Origin of the sequence: Lentihominibacter faecis, from assembly GCF_014306095.1 — a bacterium.
GTDB classification, from domain to species: Bacteria; Bacillota; Clostridia; order Peptostreptococcales; family Anaerovoracaceae; genus Lentihominibacter; species Lentihominibacter faecis.
Genome location: NZ_JACRWC010000014.1, coordinates 1 through 17,494 on the forward strand (window position 1 = coordinate 1; position 17,494 = coordinate 17,494).

At 45.9% G+C, this 17,494-nt stretch carries 15 protein-coding genes and 1 other annotated feature; all 15 genes read right to left on the reverse strand.

Annotated elements, in window-relative coordinates; genetic code table 11:
- Positions 1-335: 335 nt before the first annotated feature.
- Complete coding sequence (tuf, locus tag H8876_RS00845) at positions 336-1,529, reverse strand: elongation factor Tu (protein WP_177265044.1); 1,194 nt, start codon at positions 1,527-1,529, stop codon at positions 336-338.
- 41 nt (positions 1,530-1,570) lie between these two features.
- Entirely contained in the window at positions 1,571-3,637 is a 2,067-nt protein-coding gene (gene fusA / locus H8876_RS00850) for an elongation factor G (RefSeq protein WP_249286149.1), read from the reverse strand.
- 64 nt (positions 3,638-3,701) lie between these two features.
- A complete protein-coding gene (gene rpsG, locus H8876_RS00855) occupies positions 3,702-4,172 on the reverse strand; it encodes a 30S ribosomal protein S7 (protein ID WP_177265046.1) in 471 nt (156 codons plus the stop codon).
- A 147-nt stretch (positions 4,173-4,319) separates the two neighbouring features.
- Positions 4,320-4,733: a 30S ribosomal protein S12 gene (rpsL, locus tag H8876_RS00860; RefSeq protein WP_177265047.1), complete on the reverse strand. Its 414-nt coding sequence runs from the start codon at positions 4,731-4,733 to the stop codon at positions 4,320-4,322.
- Between the two features lie 142 nt (positions 4,734-4,875).
- A complete protein-coding gene (gene rpoC / locus H8876_RS00865) occupies positions 4,876-8,574 on the reverse strand; it encodes a DNA-directed RNA polymerase subunit beta' (RefSeq protein WP_249286150.1) in 3,699 nt (1,232 codons plus the stop codon).
- A 17-nt stretch (positions 8,575-8,591) separates the two neighbouring features.
- Positions 8,592-12,284, reverse strand: coding sequence for a DNA-directed RNA polymerase subunit beta (gene rpoB, locus H8876_RS00870; protein WP_249286151.1), 3,693 nt, complete (start codon positions 12,282-12,284; stop codon positions 8,592-8,594).
- A gap of 305 nt (positions 12,285-12,589) precedes the next feature.
- The gene (gene rplL, locus H8876_RS00875; RefSeq protein WP_177264342.1) at positions 12,590-12,955 is read right to left on the reverse strand and encodes a 50S ribosomal protein L7/L12; all 366 of its coding nucleotides are present in this window, start codon (positions 12,953-12,955) and stop codon (positions 12,590-12,592) included.
- A gap of 97 nt (positions 12,956-13,052) precedes the next feature.
- The gene (gene rplJ / locus H8876_RS00880) at positions 13,053-13,544 is read right to left on the reverse strand and encodes a 50S ribosomal protein L10 (protein WP_177264341.1); all 492 of its coding nucleotides are present in this window, start codon (positions 13,542-13,544) and stop codon (positions 13,053-13,055) included.
- 54 nt (positions 13,545-13,598) lie between these two features.
- Positions 13,599-13,735, reverse strand: a sequence feature (ribosomal protein L10 leader region).
- A 6-nt stretch (positions 13,736-13,741) separates the two neighbouring features.
- Positions 13,742-14,437 (reverse strand): 50S ribosomal protein L1, encoded by a 696-nt coding sequence (rplA, locus tag H8876_RS00885; RefSeq protein ID WP_177264340.1) that lies wholly within the window; start codon positions 14,435-14,437, stop codon positions 13,742-13,744.
- Positions 14,438-14,494: 57 nt separating this feature from the next.
- Complete coding sequence (rplK, locus tag H8876_RS00890; protein ID WP_177264339.1) at positions 14,495-14,920, reverse strand: 50S ribosomal protein L11; 426 nt, start codon at positions 14,918-14,920, stop codon at positions 14,495-14,497.
- Between the two features lie 52 nt (positions 14,921-14,972).
- On the reverse strand, positions 14,973-15,548 hold the full coding sequence (gene nusG, locus H8876_RS00895) for a transcription termination/antitermination protein NusG (protein WP_177264338.1): 576 nt from the start codon (positions 15,546-15,548) through the stop codon (positions 14,973-14,975).
- A 29-nt stretch (positions 15,549-15,577) separates the two neighbouring features.
- On the reverse strand, positions 15,578-15,850 hold the full coding sequence (gene secE, locus H8876_RS00900) for a preprotein translocase subunit SecE (RefSeq protein WP_249286152.1): 273 nt from the start codon (positions 15,848-15,850) through the stop codon (positions 15,578-15,580).
- An 11-nt stretch (positions 15,851-15,861) separates the two neighbouring features.
- Positions 15,862-16,011, reverse strand: a complete 150-nt coding sequence (rpmG, locus tag H8876_RS00905; RefSeq protein WP_177264337.1) for a 50S ribosomal protein L33 — start codon at positions 16,009-16,011, stop codon at positions 15,862-15,864.
- Positions 16,012-16,160: 149 nt separating this feature from the next.
- The gene (locus H8876_RS00910) at positions 16,161-17,237 is read right to left on the reverse strand and encodes an ATP-binding protein (RefSeq protein ID WP_249286153.1); all 1,077 of its coding nucleotides are present in this window, start codon (positions 17,235-17,237) and stop codon (positions 16,161-16,163) included.
- A 9-nt stretch (positions 17,238-17,246) separates the two neighbouring features.
- Positions 17,247-17,494: hypothetical protein (locus H8876_RS00915; RefSeq protein WP_465250719.1), on the reverse strand; the 248-nt coding region annotated here is incomplete at its 5' end.

A 17,494-nucleotide genomic window follows, 5' to 3' on the forward strand; every position in this document is an offset into this window, starting at 1 on the left:
GGATACTCCCGTAGGAGCCGATGAAAACAGCGTTTTTTCAAAAAATGAAAGAGGCTCTGAAATCCTTGGAGTATCCTCCACCCCAACATTTTTAACAGAGCCTTAATTATTCTGTTAGAATTTTCTGTGTTGTTTATCTGCTTTTATAAAGCTTTCTTCCACAGAAAAAGGAGCCTTGCGGCTCCCTTTTTTATTTGGATAGGTCTCCCTACTAATTGCGCAGGAAAAATTGTTTGTGGCTAGGCGCCAAGGATGCGAGCCTCGGAGCGTACTTATCGTACGTGAGAAGCGAGCATTCCGCAGGCAACAACGCCACGGGCAATTTTAACAAGCAATTACTCGATGATCTCAGTTACAACACCAGATCCAACTGTTCTTCCGCCTTCTCTGATAGCGAATCTCAGTCCTTCTTCGATCGCGATCGGAGTGATCAGGGAAATCGTCATTGTGATGTTGTCTCCAGGCATGCACATTTCAGTTCCTTCCGGTAACTGCAGATCGCCTGTTACGTCTGTTGTTCTGAAGTAGAACTGCGGTCTGTATCCATTAAAGAACGGTGTGTGTCTTCCGCCTTCTTCCTTCTTCAGTACGTATACTTCGCCCTTGAACTTTGTATGCGGGTGGATCGTTCCCGGTGCAGCCAGTACCTGTCCTCTTTCGATTTCATCTCTCTGAACACCTCTCAGCAGTGCTCCGATGTTATCTCCAGTTTCTGCTTCGTCCAGCAGCTTTCTGAACATTTCGATTCCAGTTACGACTACCTTTCTCTTTTCTTCAGTCAGTCCGATGATTTCTACTTCGGTTCCAACTGTCAGGCTTCCTCTTTCTACTCTTCCTGTTGCTACTGTTCCTCTTCCTGTGATGGAGAATACGTCTTCTACAGGCATCAGGAACGGCTTGTCGTTTGCTCTCTGCGGTTCAGGAATGTATTCGTCGATCGCTTCGAACAGCTCTACGATCTTGTCTCCCCACGGACCATCTGGATCTTCCAGTGCCATCAGTGCGGATCCTCTTACGATCGGTGTGTCATCTCCCGGGAAGTCATACTGGTCTAACAGTTCTCTTACTTCCATTTCTACCAGATCCAGCAGTTCTTCGTCATCTACCATATCACACTTGTTCAGGAATACGATGATGTATGGTACGCCTACCTGTCTGGACAGCAGGATGTGTTCTCTTGTCTGCGGCATAGGACCGTCTGTTGCTGCTACTACCAGGATAGCTCCATCCATCTGTGCAGCACCTGTGATCATGTTCTTTACATAGTCTGCGTGTCCCGGGCAGTCAACGTGCGCATAGTGTCTGTTTGGAGTTTCATATTCTACGTGCGCAGTTGCGATCGTGATTCCTCTTTCTTTTTCTTCCGGAGCCTTGTCGATCTGATCGAAGGCTACGTCAGTTCCCAGTCCGTATCTCTTGTGCAGCACTGTTGTGATCGCTGCTGTCAGAGTTGTTTTACCGTGGTCTACGTGACCGATGGTTCCGATATTGATATGCGGCTTATTTCTTTCAAATTTCTGCTTTGCCATTTTATTTCTCCTTTCATCCAAATCCGCTAAAAAGGATTTATTTATTTATTGATTGATTCAAGCAGGCTGTCTGGTAATTTTTCGAAGTGGTCGAACTGCATTACATAAACGCCACGACCCTGTGTCTTGGAACGCAGGTCTGTAGCATATCCGAACATTTCGGAGAGAGGTACATAACCTCTTACTGCTACCGCTCCGTTGTTCATATCAGAGCCTTCGATTCTGCCTCTTCTTGAACTGATATCGCCGATTACATCTCCCATGTATTCTTCTGGAACAGTAACCTCAACTTTGAATATCGGTTCGAGCAGTACCGGCTTAGCCTTCTTGGCTGCTTCTCTGAATGCCATGGATGCTGCGATCTTGAACGCCATCTCAGAGGAGTCAACTTCGTGGTAAGAACCATCATACAGTTCTACGCCAACATCCACAACCTGGTATCCTGCAACCGGACCAGTCTGCATAGCTTCCTTGATTCCTTCTTCGATCTTCGGAATGTATTCCTTCGGAATAGCACCACCAACGATGGAATTTTTGAATTCGAAGCCTTCTCCCGGCTCTCTCGGATAAACCTTGATCTTTACATGACCGTACTGACCACGACCACCAGACTGTTTTGCGTACTTGTGATCCACGTCCGCCGGAGCTGTGATCGTTTCCTTGTAGGAAACCTGTGGCTTACCAACGTTTGCTTCTACTTTAAACTCTCTTAAAAGTCTGTCTACGATGATTTCCAGATGAAGTTCACCCATACCTGCGATGATCGTCTGTCCGGTATCCTCGTTCGTATATGTCTTGAACGTAGGGTCTTCTTCTGCCAGTTTTGCCAGAGCAATACCCATTTTTTCCTGTCCAGCCTTTGTTTTTGGCTCGATAGCGATCTCGATAACCGGATCCGGGAATTCCATGGATTCCAGAATGATCTCATGTTTTTCGTCACACAGAGTATCACCAGTTGTCGTCACTTTCAAACCTACTGCAGCAGCGATATCACCGGAGTATACCCTTTCGATATCCTCTCTCTTGTTCGCATGCATCTGCAGGATACGTCCCACTCTTTCTTTCTTGCCCTTAGTAGAGTTGTAAACATAGGACCCGGAGTCCAGCGTTCCGGAGTAAACCCGGAAGAATGCCAGTTTACCAACATAAGGGTCAGCCATGATCTTAAATGCCAGAGCGGAGAACGGACCATTGTCATCTGCAGGTCTTTCTTCTTCCTCTTCCGTATCAGGAACAACGCCCTTGATCGGCGGAATATCAAGCGGAGACGGCATATAGTCGATAACAGCGTCCAGCATCAGCTGTACACCCTTGTTTCTATATGCAGAACCGCATGTTACAGGAATCATTTCTCCTGCAATCGTTGCGGTACGAATAACCTTTTTGATCTCAGCCTTAGTGATCTCTTCTCCTTCCAGGAACTTCATCATCAGTTCTTCATCTGCTTCTGCAACAGACTCCAGAAGTTTTTCTCTCCACTCATTAGCTAAATCCATAAGATCATCAGGAATATCTGTCATTTCATATTCCTTACCAAGGTCATCCTTGTATATCTCTGCTTTCATCTCTACTAAGTCAATAATCCCTACAAATGTGTCTTCTTTACCGATAGGCAGCTGAATAGGCACTGCATTTGCTTTCAGTCTTTCCTCTACCATCTTAACGACTCTGTAAAAATCTGCACCCAGGATGTCCATCTTGTTAACAAAGATCATCCGCGGAACACCGTATTTTTCAGCCTGTCTCCATACGGTTTCGGACTGCGGTTCAACGCCGCCCTTTGCACAAAGGACAGTAACAGCACCGTCCAGTACTCTGAGCGAACGTTCTACTTCAACGGTGAAGTCTACGTGTCCCGGTGTATCGATAATATTGATTCTGGTGTCTTTCCATTGAGCTGTAGTAGCAGCAGAGGTAATAGTGATACCACGTTCCTGTTCCTGTTCCATCCAGTCCATCGTGGCTGCACCTTCGTGGGTTTCGCCAAGTTTATGAGTTCTGCCTGTGTAGAACAGAATTCTTTCCGTAGTTGTCGTTTTTCCGGCATCGATATGTGCCATTATGCCAATATTTCTAGTCTTTTCTAACGGAAAACTTCTCTTTGACATATTATCCTCCTTTCTGCTTTAAAAAACTTTCGTATCATCCGATGATGCAATGCATCAAGCCGGATTACCAACGATAGTGTGCAAAAGCCTTGTTTGCTTCTGCCATCTTGTGTGTATCTTCTTTTTTCTTCACGGATGCACCAGTGTTGTTTGCTGCATCGATCAGTTCTTTTGCCAGTCTGTCAGACATGGTCTTTTCGCCTCTTGCTCTTGTGTATTTGGTCAGCCATCTCAGTCCAAGAGTCTGACGTCTGTCAGCTCTTACTTCGATAGGAACCTGGTAGTTGGCACCACCAACACGTCTGGCCTTTACTTCGAGAACAGGCATAATGTTATTCATAGCCTTTTCGAATACTTCCAGAGGCTCTTCTCCAGTCGTTTCCTTCACTTTATCAAAAGCGTCATAAACGATCTTCTGAGCGACTCCCTTTTTTCCATCCAGCATAACGCTGTTGATGAGCTTTGCAACAACAACACTTCCGTATACTGGATCTGGAAGCACTTCGCGTTTAGGTATATTTCCTTTTCTTGGCACTTCTCTTCCCTCCTTAAACTTTACAGTCGGTACTCGATCACAATCATCGGAATTTCTTCAGGCGATCAATCCTCGTCTTACGTCCGATCATTGTCACCGCGGTGCACTTTGAATCTATAGATCAAAGGCACTTCAAATTACCGATTACTACTTCTTAGGTCTCTTGGCTCCGTACTTGGATCTAGCCTGTTTTCTGTCTGCAACACCAGCGGTGTCCAGCGTTCCTCTTACGATATGGTATCTTACACCTGGCAGGTCCTTAACTCTTCCGCCTCTGATGAGTACAACACTGTGCTCCTGAAGATTGTGTCCAATTCCAGGGATGTATGCTGTAACTTCAATACCGTTCGTAAGGCGAACTCTCGCAACTTTTCTCAAAGCGGAGTTAGGCTTTTTCGGAGTCACTGTCTTTACAGAAGTGCACACGCCTCTTTTCTGCGGCGAATTTACATCTGTAGCAACTCTTCTGAGGGAATTCATTCCCTTGCCGAGAGCTGGAGCAGTTGACTTCTTTTCACTGCTTGTTCTGCCCTGACGTACTAATTGGTTAATTGTAGGCATCCTTTTTCTCCTTTCTTTTATGGTATATAAATAATTGTCAGCTCCGAGCCTAATAAAGCCCAAAGCCGACAATTATTGTATCATGTTATGATTTACTATGTCAATATAATTTGCCTAGGTTTTACACTGCAATACTGCGAAATTACTCCAGCTCTACGATATCGGAAGCTTCTGTATCAGCAGCATACTCTTCTGCAGCAGCCAGGTCGTCACCAGTTCCCATTGCCGGAACGATATCATCAAGGTCTTCTTCCAGTTCCGCTTCCATATCCATCTCGCGCTGCATTTCCTTATACGCTTCGATGAGCGCAGTATTTACACCGTAATCCAGCTCTATGGAACGATACTTCTTCATGCCGGTACCGGCCGGAATCAGTTTACCAATGATAACGTTTTCCTTCAGTCCCTGCAGAGTATCATTTTTACCCTTGATGGCAGCATCGGTCAGGACTCTCGTCGTCTCCTGGAAGGATGCGGCCGACAGGAAGGAATTGGTTGCCAAGGAAGCTTTCGTTATACCCAGCAGAATGTGTTCTGCCTCTGCAGGTCTTCCGCCTTCTGCCACAACAGCTTCATTAGCCTCTTCGATTTCCACCTTGCTGTACTGACCGCCCGGCAGCAGATCGGTGTCTCCCGGATCATTGATCTTCAGTTTGGACAGCATCTGACTTACGATCACTTCAACGTGCTTATCGTTGATATCTACACCCTGCTGCTTGTATACACGCTGTACTTCCTTCAGCAGGTACTGATATACGCCTTCTACACCGTTGAGTCTCAGGATATCCTTCGGATCAAGAGGTCCTCTCGTGATGTTGTCGCCAGCCAGGATGTAGTCCCCTTCAGATACACAGATCCTTGCTCCGTAAGGAACTTCGTAAACACGTTCCTCTTCGCCTCGTACCTTTACCTTAGTTTTATTATCCATTGTCGGCTCAACGGAAACCACTGTTCCATCCGCTTCACAGATCACCGCAAGACCCTTCGGTTTTCTGGCTTCAAACAATTCCTCGACTCTTGGCAGACCGTGGGTGATATCGGATCCGGCCACACCACCAGTATGGAATGTTCTCATAGTCAACTGAGTACCCGGCTCACCGATGGACTGCGCTGCAGTGATACCAACAGCTTCTCCAATGTTAACGCCTTCGCCCGTAGCCAGGTTGCGCCCGTAACACTTTGCACAAACGCCGGTTTTACTATGACATGTCATTACCGAACGGATCGCTACAGACTCAATGCCCGCTTCCTCGATGCGGCTTGCCACATCTTCGGAGATCTCGCAGTCCTGCTCTACCAGGATCTCTCCAGTCTGCGGATCTGTAATATCAGTCAGCGCTGTTCTGCCCACGATACGGTCTTTTAATTTTTCAATAACTTCCTTACCGTCTGTAAACGCCTTTACTTCAATACCTTCATCGGTACTGCAGTCGTCTTCTCTTACGATAACGTTATGAGAAACGTCAACCAGTCTTCTCGTCAGATAACCGGAGTCAGCTGTACGCAGTGCTGTATCGGCCAGACCCTTTCTTGCACCGTTAGTGGAAATGAAGTATTCCAGTACAGACAGACCTTCACGGAAGTTCGCCTTGATCGGAATCTCGATAGTCTTACCTGTTGCATTCGCCATCAGACCACGCATACCACCGATCTGACGGATCTGGTTCTTACTTCCTCGAGCTCCGGAGTGAGCCATGATAAACAGGTTATTAAGAGAATCCAGTGATTCCATCAAAGCATCTGCTACGTCATCTGTCGTCTTGTTCCAGATTTCAATAACCTTTTCATAACGTTCCTTGTCAGAAACAAGACCGCGTCTGTAGGCCTTCTCATATTTTTCTACCAGTTTTTCAGATTCATCGATGATTGCAGCCTTGGCTTCCGGGATCTCCATGTCAGAGATACTAATGGTAATTGCTGCGATCGTGGAGTAATGGTATCCCATATCCTTGATGTAATCCAGCATGATAGCTGTCTCTGTATTACCATGGATCCTGTAACATCTGTCGATGATCTGACCCAGTTTTTTCTTGTCACACAGGAAATCGATTTCCAGGGAATACGGATCGTTTTCACGATCTTCAACGTACCCCAGATCCTGCGGGATCTTCTGGTTGAAAATGAAACGCCCAACAGTGGATTCAACCAGTTTTCCGCGTTCATCATCTTCACCTGCGTACATCCGTACTTTTACTCTGGCATGCAGACCAACCATGTGTGTCTGGTACGCCATGAGCATTTCGGACATATCGGTAAATACCTTGCCGTCACCCTTTTCTGCATCGGAATTTCTTCTTCCCTCTTCCTGTCCAGGGTGCGTCAGGTAATAACTTCCCAGGATCATGTCCTGTGTTGGCGTCGTGATCGGAGAACCGTCTTTTGGCGCCAGAATGTTGTTAACGGAAAGCATCAGGAATCTTGCTTCTGCCTGCGCTTCTACTGAAAGCGGTACGTGAACCGCCATCTGGTCTCCGTCGAAGTCGGCATTGAATGCAGTACATGCCAGCGGATGAAGCTTGATCGCCTTACCTTCTACGAGAACCGGCTCAAATGCCTGAATACCCAGTCTGTGCAGGGTCGGGGCACGGTTGAGCATAACCGGATGGTCCTTGATAACGCCTTCCAGCACATCCCATACCTCCGGACGAACCTTTTCGACCATTCTCTTTGCACTCTTGATATTATGTGCATTCCCGTTTTCAACCAGCTTTTTCATGATGAAAGGCTTGAAGAGTTCCAGAGCCATCTTCTTAGGAAGTCCGCACTGGTAGAATCTCAGTTCCGGACCTACTACGATTACGGAACGTCCTGAGTAGTCTACACGTTTCCCCAGCAGGTTCTGACGGAATCTTCCCTGCTTGCCCTTCAGCATATCCGACAGGGATTTCAGCGGTCTGGATCCCGGTCCTGTTACAGGTCTGCCTCTTCTGCCGTTATCGATGAGGGCATCAACTGCTTCCTGCAACATACGTTTTTCATTTCTTACGATGATATCCGGAGCACTCAGTTCCAGCAGTCTGTTCAGTCTGTTGTTTCTGTTGATGACACGTCTGTACAGATCGTTGAGGTCGGATGTTGCGAATCTGCCACCATCCAGCTGTACCATCGGACGCAGATCCGGCGGGATCACCGGAATAACGTCCAGAATCATCCATTCCGGTCTGTTTCCAGAAGTACGCAGTGCTTCCACAACTTCCAGTCTTCTTACGATACGGATCTTTTTCTGTCCTGTCGCAGTTGCCAGTTTTGTTTTAAGATCACTGGAGAGCTCCTCCAGATCGATCTGCATCAGCAGTTCCTTGATAGCTTCTGCACCCATCCCGGCTTTAAAGTGATTGGACGGATCATCCTTAGCTTCACGATACTGATTTTCCGTCAGTATTTCTTTATATGCAAATTCTGTATTCCCCGGATCCGTTACGATGAAATTAGCGAAATACAAAACTTTTTCCAAAGTTCTCGGAGAAATGTCCAGCACCAGTCCCATACGGGAAGGAATCCCTTTAAAGTACCAGATGTGAGATACCGGGGAGGCCAGCTTGATGTGACCCATCCGCTCTCTTCTTACTTTTGCTTTCGTTACTTCTACACCGCACTTATCGCATACGATGCCTTTGTAACGAATTCTTTTATATTTCCCGCAGTGACATTCCCAGTCCTTTGTCGGTCCAAAGATCCGTTCACAGTACAGTCCGTCTTTTTCCGGTTTCAGAGTTCTGTAGTTGATCGTCTCAGGTTTGGTAACCTCTCCATGAGACCAGCTCAGGATCTTTTCAGTCGATGCCAGCCCGATCTGCAGGGACTCAAAATTATTCAATTCATAATTGTTGTTATCGTTCATCGGTCACTTCCCCTTTCTTATAAATCTTCTTCCTCTTCGGACGCTGCATCTTCCTGATCAGCTTCGTCATCGTCTTCTGCATCCAAATCGTCTGCGTCATCTTCTACGACAACGAATTCATCCTCCTCCTGGTTTTCATCCAGACCCTCAGAATCGGATTTCATCACATCTTCAATGGCAGAATCATCAGATACTTCCTTGATTTCAATTTCCTCGTGATCCTCTGTCAGCACTTTTACATCCAGACACAAGCTCTGCATTTCCTTGATGAGCACCTTGAAGGATTCCGGAATTCCCGGTTCTGGGATATTTTCGCCTTTTACGATTGCTTCATATGTCTTGACACGACCTACGATATCATCGGATTTAACCGTCAGGATTTCCTGCAGTGTATACGCTGCACCGTAAGCTTCCAGTGCCCATACTTCCATCTCTCCAAAACGCTGTCCGCCGAACTGAGCTTTACCACCCAGAGGCTGCTGCGTAACCAGGGAGTACGGACCAGTACTTCTCGCATGGATCTTGTCATCAACCAGATGGTGCAGTTTCAGCATATACATGTATCCGACCGTTACCGGATTATCAAAATAATCTCCTGTACGTCCATCACGCAGACGCAGCTTGCCGCTGCCATCATATCCACATTCTTTCAGCAACTGAATAATATCTTTCTCTGTCGCACCGTCAAATACCGGCGTTGCGATATACCAGTCTTTATTCTTTGCAGCCAGACCCAGATGAACCTCCAGTACCTGTCCGACGTTCATTCGAGAAGGTACACCCAGAGGGTTCAGCATTACCTGCAGAGGCTGCCCGTTTTCCATAAACGGCATATCTTCTTCAGGCAGGATCCTCGAAATAACACCCTTGTTTCCGTGACGTCCAGCCATCTTGTCTCCAACGCAGATCTTTCTCTTGGTCGCGATGTAGCAGCGCACCAGCTTGTTAACGCCTGGAGGCAGTTCGTCTCCGTTATCTCTTGAGAAGATCTTTACATCTACAACGATACCGGTCTCACCATGCGGAACACGAAGGGATGTATCTCTTACTTCACGCGCTTTTTCTCCAAAGATCGCACGCAGCAGACGTTCCTCTGCCGTCAGCTCTGTTTCTCCCTTTGGAGTTACCTTGCCGACCAGAATGTCAGAAGAGTTCACTTCCGCACCCTTGCGAATGATGCCTTCTTCATCCAGATCGCGCAGAGCATCTTCTCCTACGTTCGGAATATCTCTGGTGATTTCTTCTGGTCCCAGTTTCGTATCTCTGGCTTCAGCTTCATATTTCTCAATATGGATAGACGTTAAAACATCTTCCATGATCAATCTTTCATTCAGGATGATAGCATCCTCGTAGTTGTAGCCTTCCCAGGTCATGAACCCGATCAGCAGGTTTTTACCCAGTGCAACTTCACCGTTATCCGTGGACGGACCGTCTGCGATCACTTCGCCGGCTTCAACATGCTCTCCATTGAACACGATCGGTCTCTGGTTGATGCATGTTCCCTGGTTGGAACGCTTGAACTTCAGCAGCTTGTATTCGTCTTTTCCCTCACCGTCATCACGAAGTACTACGATCCTGTCTGCATCAACAAAATCAATGGTGCCTGCATGTTTGGCAAGTGCCACAACCCCGGAATCTTTCGCAGATTTATGTTCCATTCCGGTTCCGACGATCGGAGCCTCTGTTACGAGAAGCGGCACAGCCTGACGCTGCATGTTGGATCCCATAAGTGCACGGTTAGCGTCGTCGTTTTCCAGGAACGGAATCAGTGCAGTAGCTACAGATACGACCTGCTTCGGGGATACGTCCATGTAATCGATCGCTTCTCTTGGAACCAGGTCGATTTCACCGCCTGCTCCTCTTGCTGCCACCCTGAGATTTGCAAAATGTCCCTCAGAGTCCAGCGGTTCATTAGCCTGAGCAATGATCTTGTCTTCTTCATCGTCAGCAGTCAGATACTGGATCTCATCTGTAACTCTGCCAGTTTCTTTATCTACAATACGATACGGCGTTTCAATAAATCCGTATTCGTTCACGATCCCGTATGTTGTCAGGGAGCCGATCAGACCGATGTTCGGACCTTCTGGAGTCTCGATCGGACACATTCTTCCATAGTGCGAATGATGTACATCTCGAACCTCGAAACCAGCTCTTTCTCTGGAAAGTCCTCCAGGACCCAGTGCGGAAAGTCTTCTCTTGTGGGTCAGTTCTGCCAGAGGGTTGTTCTGGTCCATAAACTGAGACAGCTGAGAACTTCCGAAAAATTCTTTTACTGCAGCAGTCACCGGACGAATATTCATCAGTCCCTGCGGAGTGACCTCAGAAATGTCCTGTGTCGTCATTCTTTCCTTGATGGTACGTTCCATTCTGGAAAGTCCGATACGTATCTGATTTTGCAGCAGTTCACCAACGGTACGCAGTCTTCTGTTGCCCAAATGGTCGATATCATCAGTATTACCGATACCATAGTTCAGATTCAGAAGATAGCTGACTGATGCGATGACATCTGCTACCAGGATATGTTTCGGAGAAAGCTCATTTTTTCTCAATTTCAGCGCGTCCTTTACAGAAGCCTGATCTTCATTTTCCTGCAGGATCTCCATCAGGACCGGATAATATACTTTATCCGGGATCTTCAGATCTGAAATATCAAAATCAATATAATTTTTCAGTGCAACAAACTGGCTTCCGATTACTTTTGTAACCTTCGTTTCATCAATAGGGCTCTGAGCCATAACGAATTCTACACCAGCATCCTCGATCTGCATTGCCAGTTCTTTATCGATCCTCTGTCCCTTTTCTGCCAGGACTTCACCAGTGTTAGGATCGATGACATCTTCGTTCACCACCACACCGGAGAGTCGATTAGAAAGACCTAATTTTTTGTTGTATTTATATCTTCCCACCTTAGCGAGATCATACCGCTTCGGATCGAAAAACATAGAATTAAACAGGGACTGAGCACTATCCACTGTAGGAGGTTCGCCCGGTCTCAGTTTTTTATAGATTTCTTTCAAACCTTCTTCATAATTTGTTGTTGTGTCTTTTTCCAGGGTTTTCAGCAGTCTCGGTTCTTCTCCGAAAATATCGATGATTTCCTGATTGCTTCCAATTCCCAAAGCACGCAGCAGCGTCGTAACAGGCTGCTTTCTCGTTCTGTCCACACGGACTGAAATGATTTCATTGGAATCCGTTTCATATTCCAGCCATGCTCCTCTGTTTGGAATGACCGTTGTGGAGAACAAATCCTTACCGGATTTGTCGATTTCTTTATCATAATAAGGTCCTGGGGAACGAACCAGCTGTGTAACAACAACTCGCTCTGCCCCATTATATATAAAAGTACCCTTCTCTGTCATGAGCGGGAAATCTCCCATAAAGACTTCCTGTTCCTTGACTTCGCCGGTTTCTTTGTTTACAAGTCTAACTTTCACCTTCATCGGTGCAGCATATGTCACATCACGCTCTTTGCATTCTTCCTGTTCATATTTAGGAGGATCTGTTAGAGAATAGTCAATAAATTCAAGAATTAAATTATCTGCATAATCCTTGATTGGTGAAATATCCTCAAAAACTTCACGAAGACCTTCCTTAACGAACCAGTCATATGAATCTGTCTGGATCTGAATCAAATTCGGCATTTCTGCTACTTCATTGATTTTCGCGAAGGTCATGCGTTCTTTTCTACCTAATTTTATCGGATTTGGCATAGTCATCACTCCTTATATATTTCACAAATTACACTCGCAGGGCAGTTTATTATGTTACCATATGCTTGTCAAATAGTCAAGGGTTGTTTGGAATTTTTTTCAAAATTATTTATAAAAAGAAATATGATGCAAATTATTTCTCTGCAAAGTTTCCCCTGATGGGATTATGAAAAGACGATTTAGATTTTATACACCCCTGTATACCCCTGCAAAATCGAGAAAAACAGTCTCGGTTTTAAAATGAGGAAAAGACGACAAGTCAATCTTGCCGTCTTTTGATTCATTTTTATATTCAGAAGCTAAGCTTATTTCAGTTCTACAACTGCGCCAACTTCTTCCAGCTGAGCCTTGAAGCCTTCTGCTTCTGCCTTTTCGCAGCCTTCCTTCAAGTTGGATGGAGCTCCGTCTACCAGTTCCTTTGCTTCCTTCAGTCCCAGGCCAGTGATTTCTCTTACAGCCTTGATAACCTTGATCTTTTCTGCTCCAACTTCCTTCAGAACTACTGTGAATTCAGTCTGTTCTTCAGCTGCTGCTCCGCCTTCGCCTGCTGCTGCTACAACAACACCTGCTGCTGCGGATACGCCAAATTCTTCTTCACAAGCCTGAACCAGCTCGTTTAACTCTAATACGGACATCTCTTTTATTGCTTCGATGATCTGATCTTTGTTCATTTTCATTCTCCTTTATACAAATTCTATTTACTGGCCGCATACTATCTGCGGCTTAAAACGATTCATGCAGTCTGCAATGAATATTCCAGAAACGTTTTTACGCTTCTTTCTGCTCTGCAATCTGAGCAACGACTCTTGCAAAGTTTGCAATCGGGGACTGAATGCTTCCCATGAACTTGGAGATGAGTGTATCTCTGGATGGGATCGCTGCAATCTTTTCGATATTCTCTTTATCGTAGTATTCCCCTTCGATGATGCCGCCCTTGAACTCCATTTTCTTGTAAGCTTTTCTAGCATCGTTCAGAACTCTAGCTGGTGCTGTTGCATCATCATAGCTGAATGCGAAACCGCTTGGCCCTTCCAGGATTTCGCCCAGTGCTTCATACTTAGTGCCTTCGATGGCTCTCTTTACAAGAGTGTTCTTGTAAACAGTGTAATCCACCTCTGCTTCACGAAGCTTTTTTCTCATTTCGTCAGCTTCAGCAACTGTGATACCCATGTAGTCAATTACTACTGCGGATTCCGCTCTTTCAAACTTGTCTTTAATCTCGTCTATAATAATCTGCTTCTGTTTGTAAGCTTCTTTCATTATCGCGTATTCTCCTTTCTAAAGATTCGCTGTGAAATCGTATTTCACTTCAGGTACGCCATAAAAAGACCTTGTCGTCGTCATAGACAGCAAGGCCAATATATTTACATTGTACCTCGGCGGGAAATTAAGGTTTCTAAAGCATCTGCCTCGTTACCACCCGCTGTCTACGGTTATTTACTTTCGATTCCGTTGTTTTAACCTAACTTCAGAGGATTGATCTTTACGCCAGGGCCCATAGTAGTAGCCACTGTTACGCTTCTCAGATACTGTCCTTTTGCTGCTGCCGGTTTTGCTTTGATAATAGCACCCAGAAGAGCATTGAAGTTGTCAGTTAATTTTTCAGCACCAAAAGATGCTTTTCCGATCGGTGTGTGGATGATGTTTGTCTTGTCCAGACGATATTCAACTTTACCAGCCTTTACATCTGCAATAGCCTTGGTAACGTCCATAGTAACCGTTCCGGATTTCGGGTTTGGCATTAAGCCCTTAGGACCTAAGATCTTACCCAGTCTACCTACAACACCCATCATGTCAGGGGTCGCGATAATAACATCAAAGTCGAACCAGTTTTCACTCTGGATCTTCTGTGCCATTTCTTCTGCGCCTACAAAATCAGCACCGGCTTCTTCTGCTTCAGCAGCCTTAGGTCCCTTTGCAAATACCAGAACCTTCTTAGTTTTACCAGTACCATGCGGCAGAACGATAGCACCACGAACCTGCTGATCCGCATGTCTTCCGTCTACGCCCAGTCTAACGTGAACTTCTACTGTTTCGTCAAACTTTGCTTTTGCTGTCTTTGTAACGATCTCCATTGCTGGATCTACATCGTACAGTTCAGCTTTGTCATAAGCCTGTACGGCTTCTTTGTAATTCTTGCCTCTCTTTGGCATTTCATTTACCTCCTGGTGGTGCAAACGATTTTACATTTAAGAAAATCTCCCACGTTACTAGTCTTCGATAACGATTCCCATGCTTCTTGCAGTACCCTTGATCATTTCTGTTGCTGCGTCAAGGTCTGCCGCATTGAGATCCGGCATCTTAGTTTTAGCGATTTCTTCAGCCTGCGCTCTTGTCAGTGTAGCCACCTTTGTTTTGTTAGGCTCACCGGATGCAGAGTCAAGACCTGCTGCCTTCTTTAACAGTACAGCTGCTGGCGGCGTTTTGCAAATAAAGGAAAACGAGTGGTCAGCGTATACTGTGATCACAACAGGGATAATCATTCCTGGCTGATCCTGAGTCTTTGCATTGAACTGTTTACAGAAATCCATGATGTTAACACCATGCTGTCCTAATGCTGGACCTACTGGAGGTGCCGGGTTTGCATTTCCTGCCGGGATCTGAAGTTTAATATAACCTTCGATCTTTTTAGCCATTGTATTTCTCCTTTCTTCATGATTCCCTCACAGGGGTCTATCGGAAACCGGGCTAGATCTTATCGACCTGAGCAAAATCCAGTTCCACTGGTGTATCTCTTCCAAACATAGAAATTCTGGCGCGCAGTGTCTGTTTTTCCATATTGACCTCTTCAACAACTCCCATGAAGTTTTCGAATGGTCCATTGATTACTTTCACTGTATCGCCCACTTCTACATCCAGATCGATATATATCTTTTCTATTCCCATTCTTCTCACTTCTTCTACTGTGAGAGGAATCGGATCAGAACCATGTCCCACAAATCCCGTCACACCCTGAGTGTTACGAACGAGATACCAGGACTCATTGGTTACAATCATTTTCACAAGCACATATCCCGGGAACATTTTTCTGGTCTTGACTTTACGCTGGCCTTCCTTCACCTCAACGCGGTCTTCCGTAGGCACGATGACATCAAGAATCAAATCCTGCATCCCTCTGTTTTCAACGATCTTTTCGATGTTGACCTTTACCTTGTTTTCATGACCGGAATAGGTATGTACGACATACCATTTGGCTTCGCCGTCTCCTCTGAGACCTTCCAGACCTTCGATATCCAGTTTTTTCTTTTCGTTATTTTCACACATTATATCTTAAGCTCCCATTCATTGATATTTTAGAAACAAACAGCTTTGATCGCTGCAAGTACTCCCGTATCAACTGCCCAGAATACAAGTGCAAAAGCTGCGCAGGTAGCCAGTACTACTGCGGTGAATGATCCGAGTTCCTTCTTAGTCGGCCATACGACCTTCTTCATTTCCAGCTTAACGCCTTTGAAGTACTCTTTCATGCTTCCCCGCTTCTTTTTCTTGTTTCCACGCTGGGCAGCAACCGCAGTCGCTTTTTTCTTTAAAGCGGTCTGGTCTTTTCCTTTCGAAGATTTTGCCATAACGCTACTCCTTACTTTGTTTCCTTATGAAGCGTATGCTTCTTGCAGAACTTGCAGTATTTGTTCATTTCGATACGATCTGCATTGTTCTTCTTGTTCTTCATTGTGTTGTAGTTTCTCTGCTTACATTCTGTACAAGCCAGCGTAACTTTTACTCTCATTCTCACTGTCCTCCGTTTAACTTATCGTTTCAGATTCAGGATCGTCCTGAATTCAACTTAAAATTAAGAGCAGTAGCTGCTCCCAATTTAATTATTTTCATAAAGTTGCTAAATAATTGTATATTACAGCGGTTGCAAAGTCAAGATTTTTATGACTTTTTCTCATTGCTTTCTTCGATTTTTTCTTCCTCAGGCTCAGATTCAGGATCTTTTTCTGTTTCCTGCAAAGGTTCTTCGTCGGATTCTTTCTCTTCGGATTCGCTTTTCTCTTCTTCGGACTCTTCCGATTCTTCCGTCTCGTCAGCATCCGCCTCGTCATCCGGTTCTTCGGCTTCGTCATCGTTCGTCTCGTCATCCGAATCTTCCGTTTCTTCAGCATCAGTCTCGTCATCCGGTTCTTCCGTCTCGTCAGCATCAGTCTCGTCGTCCGATTCTTCTGCTTCGTCAGCGTCCGCCCCGTCATCCGAATCTTCCGTTTCTTCAGCATCAGTCTCGTCGTCCGATTCTTCCGCTTCGTCAGCATCCGCCTCGTCGTCCGATTCTTCCGGTTCATCAGCGTTCGCCTCGTCATCCGAATCTTCCGTTTCTTCAGCGTCCGCCTCGTCATCCGATTCTTCCGTCTCGTCAGCGTCCGTCTCGTCGTCCGATTCTTCCGTTTCTTCAGCGTCAGCCTCGTCATCCGATTCTTCCGGTTCATCAGCGTCCGCCTCGTCATCCGATTCTTCCGGTTCATCAGCGTCCGCCTCGTCGTCCGATTCTTCCTCTTCCGATTCCTCTTCCTGCTCAGACTCGCTATCAGCTTCCGGCTCTTCGGATCCCGAGTTACCTTTTTCTTCAGCCATTATTATCTCTTCCTGCTCATCTTCTGTTTCAGCTTCGTCCTCTGAATCGTGAACTTCTCCAATATGGTACACGTCTGCAATTACTGCAAATTCCGGTTCCATCGGCTCACCTGACATATGCAGACATTCCTGCGGACAGATCTCGGTACATTCTCCACACAGAATGCACTGCATTCGATTGATTTCCCAGGTTTCCTCCTGTTCGTCGATATAGAGCGCCCCAACAATACAATGGTCCTCGCACTTGCCACAGAGCGTACAGCTTTCAGTATCTATCGTTATTCTTCCTCTGATTTCATCAGATCCCTCGGCAGGTTCATAATCGGCAGGCTTCCTGCCAAACAGATTTTTGATCAAGCTTCCGTTTATTCTAAAAAAACTCATAATCAGCACCTACCATTCTACATTGTTTCTACACGGATCCATCGTCAGCGACGTGAGCGGCCTGTCGATAGGATCACTCGCTTTCATCGCCCGAACATATGCTAAAAGATTCGTATCTGTCGGCATGCTGACCCGGAACTTCCTGATATAGTCCGAATCAGTAGTCTTAACATAATACACAGCCTGGCCATCGGGTTGTTCCAGTCTAACAGCAGCTTCACCAGCAGACAATGTTTTGACTTCCGTGCCTGTCTCTT

Coding starts and splice junctions, on each gene's coding strand:
- tuf (WP_177265044.1), bottom strand. CDS start 1,529: ATGGCAAAGCAGAAATTTGAAAGAAATAAGCCGCATATCAATATCGGA.
- fusA (WP_249286149.1), bottom strand. CDS start 3,637: ATGTCAAAGAGAAGTTTTCCGTTAGAAAAGACTAGAAATATTGGCATA.
- rpsL (WP_177265047.1), bottom strand. CDS start 4,733: ATGCCTACAATTAACCAATTAGTACGTCAGGGCAGAACAAGCAGTGAA.
- rpoC (WP_249286150.1), bottom strand. CDS start 8,574: ATGAACGATAACAACAATTATGAATTGAATAATTTTGAGTCCCTGCAG.
- rpoB (WP_249286151.1), bottom strand. CDS start 12,284: ATGCCAAATCCGATAAAATTAGGTAGAAAAGAACGCATGACCTTCGCG.
- rplL (WP_177264342.1), bottom strand. CDS start 12,955: ATGAACAAAGATCAGATCATCGAAGCAATAAAAGAGATGTCCGTATTA.
- rplJ (WP_177264341.1), bottom strand. CDS start 13,544: ATGAAAGAAGCTTACAAACAGAAGCAGATTATTATAGACGAGATTAAA.
- rplA (WP_177264340.1), bottom strand. CDS start 14,437: ATGCCAAAGAGAGGCAAGAATTACAAAGAAGCCGTACAGGCTTATGAC.
- rplK (WP_177264339.1), bottom strand. CDS start 14,920: ATGGCTAAAAAGATCGAAGGTTATATTAAACTTCAGATCCCGGCAGGA.
- nusG (WP_177264338.1), bottom strand. CDS start 15,548: ATGTGTGAAAATAACGAAAAGAAAAAACTGGATATCGAAGGTCTGGAA.
- secE (WP_249286152.1), bottom strand. CDS start 15,850: ATGGCAAAATCTTCGAAAGGAAAAGACCAGACCGCTTTAAAGAAAAAA.
- rpmG (WP_177264337.1), bottom strand. CDS start 16,011: ATGAGAGTAAAAGTTACGCTGGCTTGTACAGAATGTAAGCAGAGAAAC.
- H8876_RS00910 (WP_249286153.1), bottom strand. CDS start 17,237: ATGAGTTTTTTTAGAATAAACGGAAGCTTGATCAAAAATCTGTTTGGC.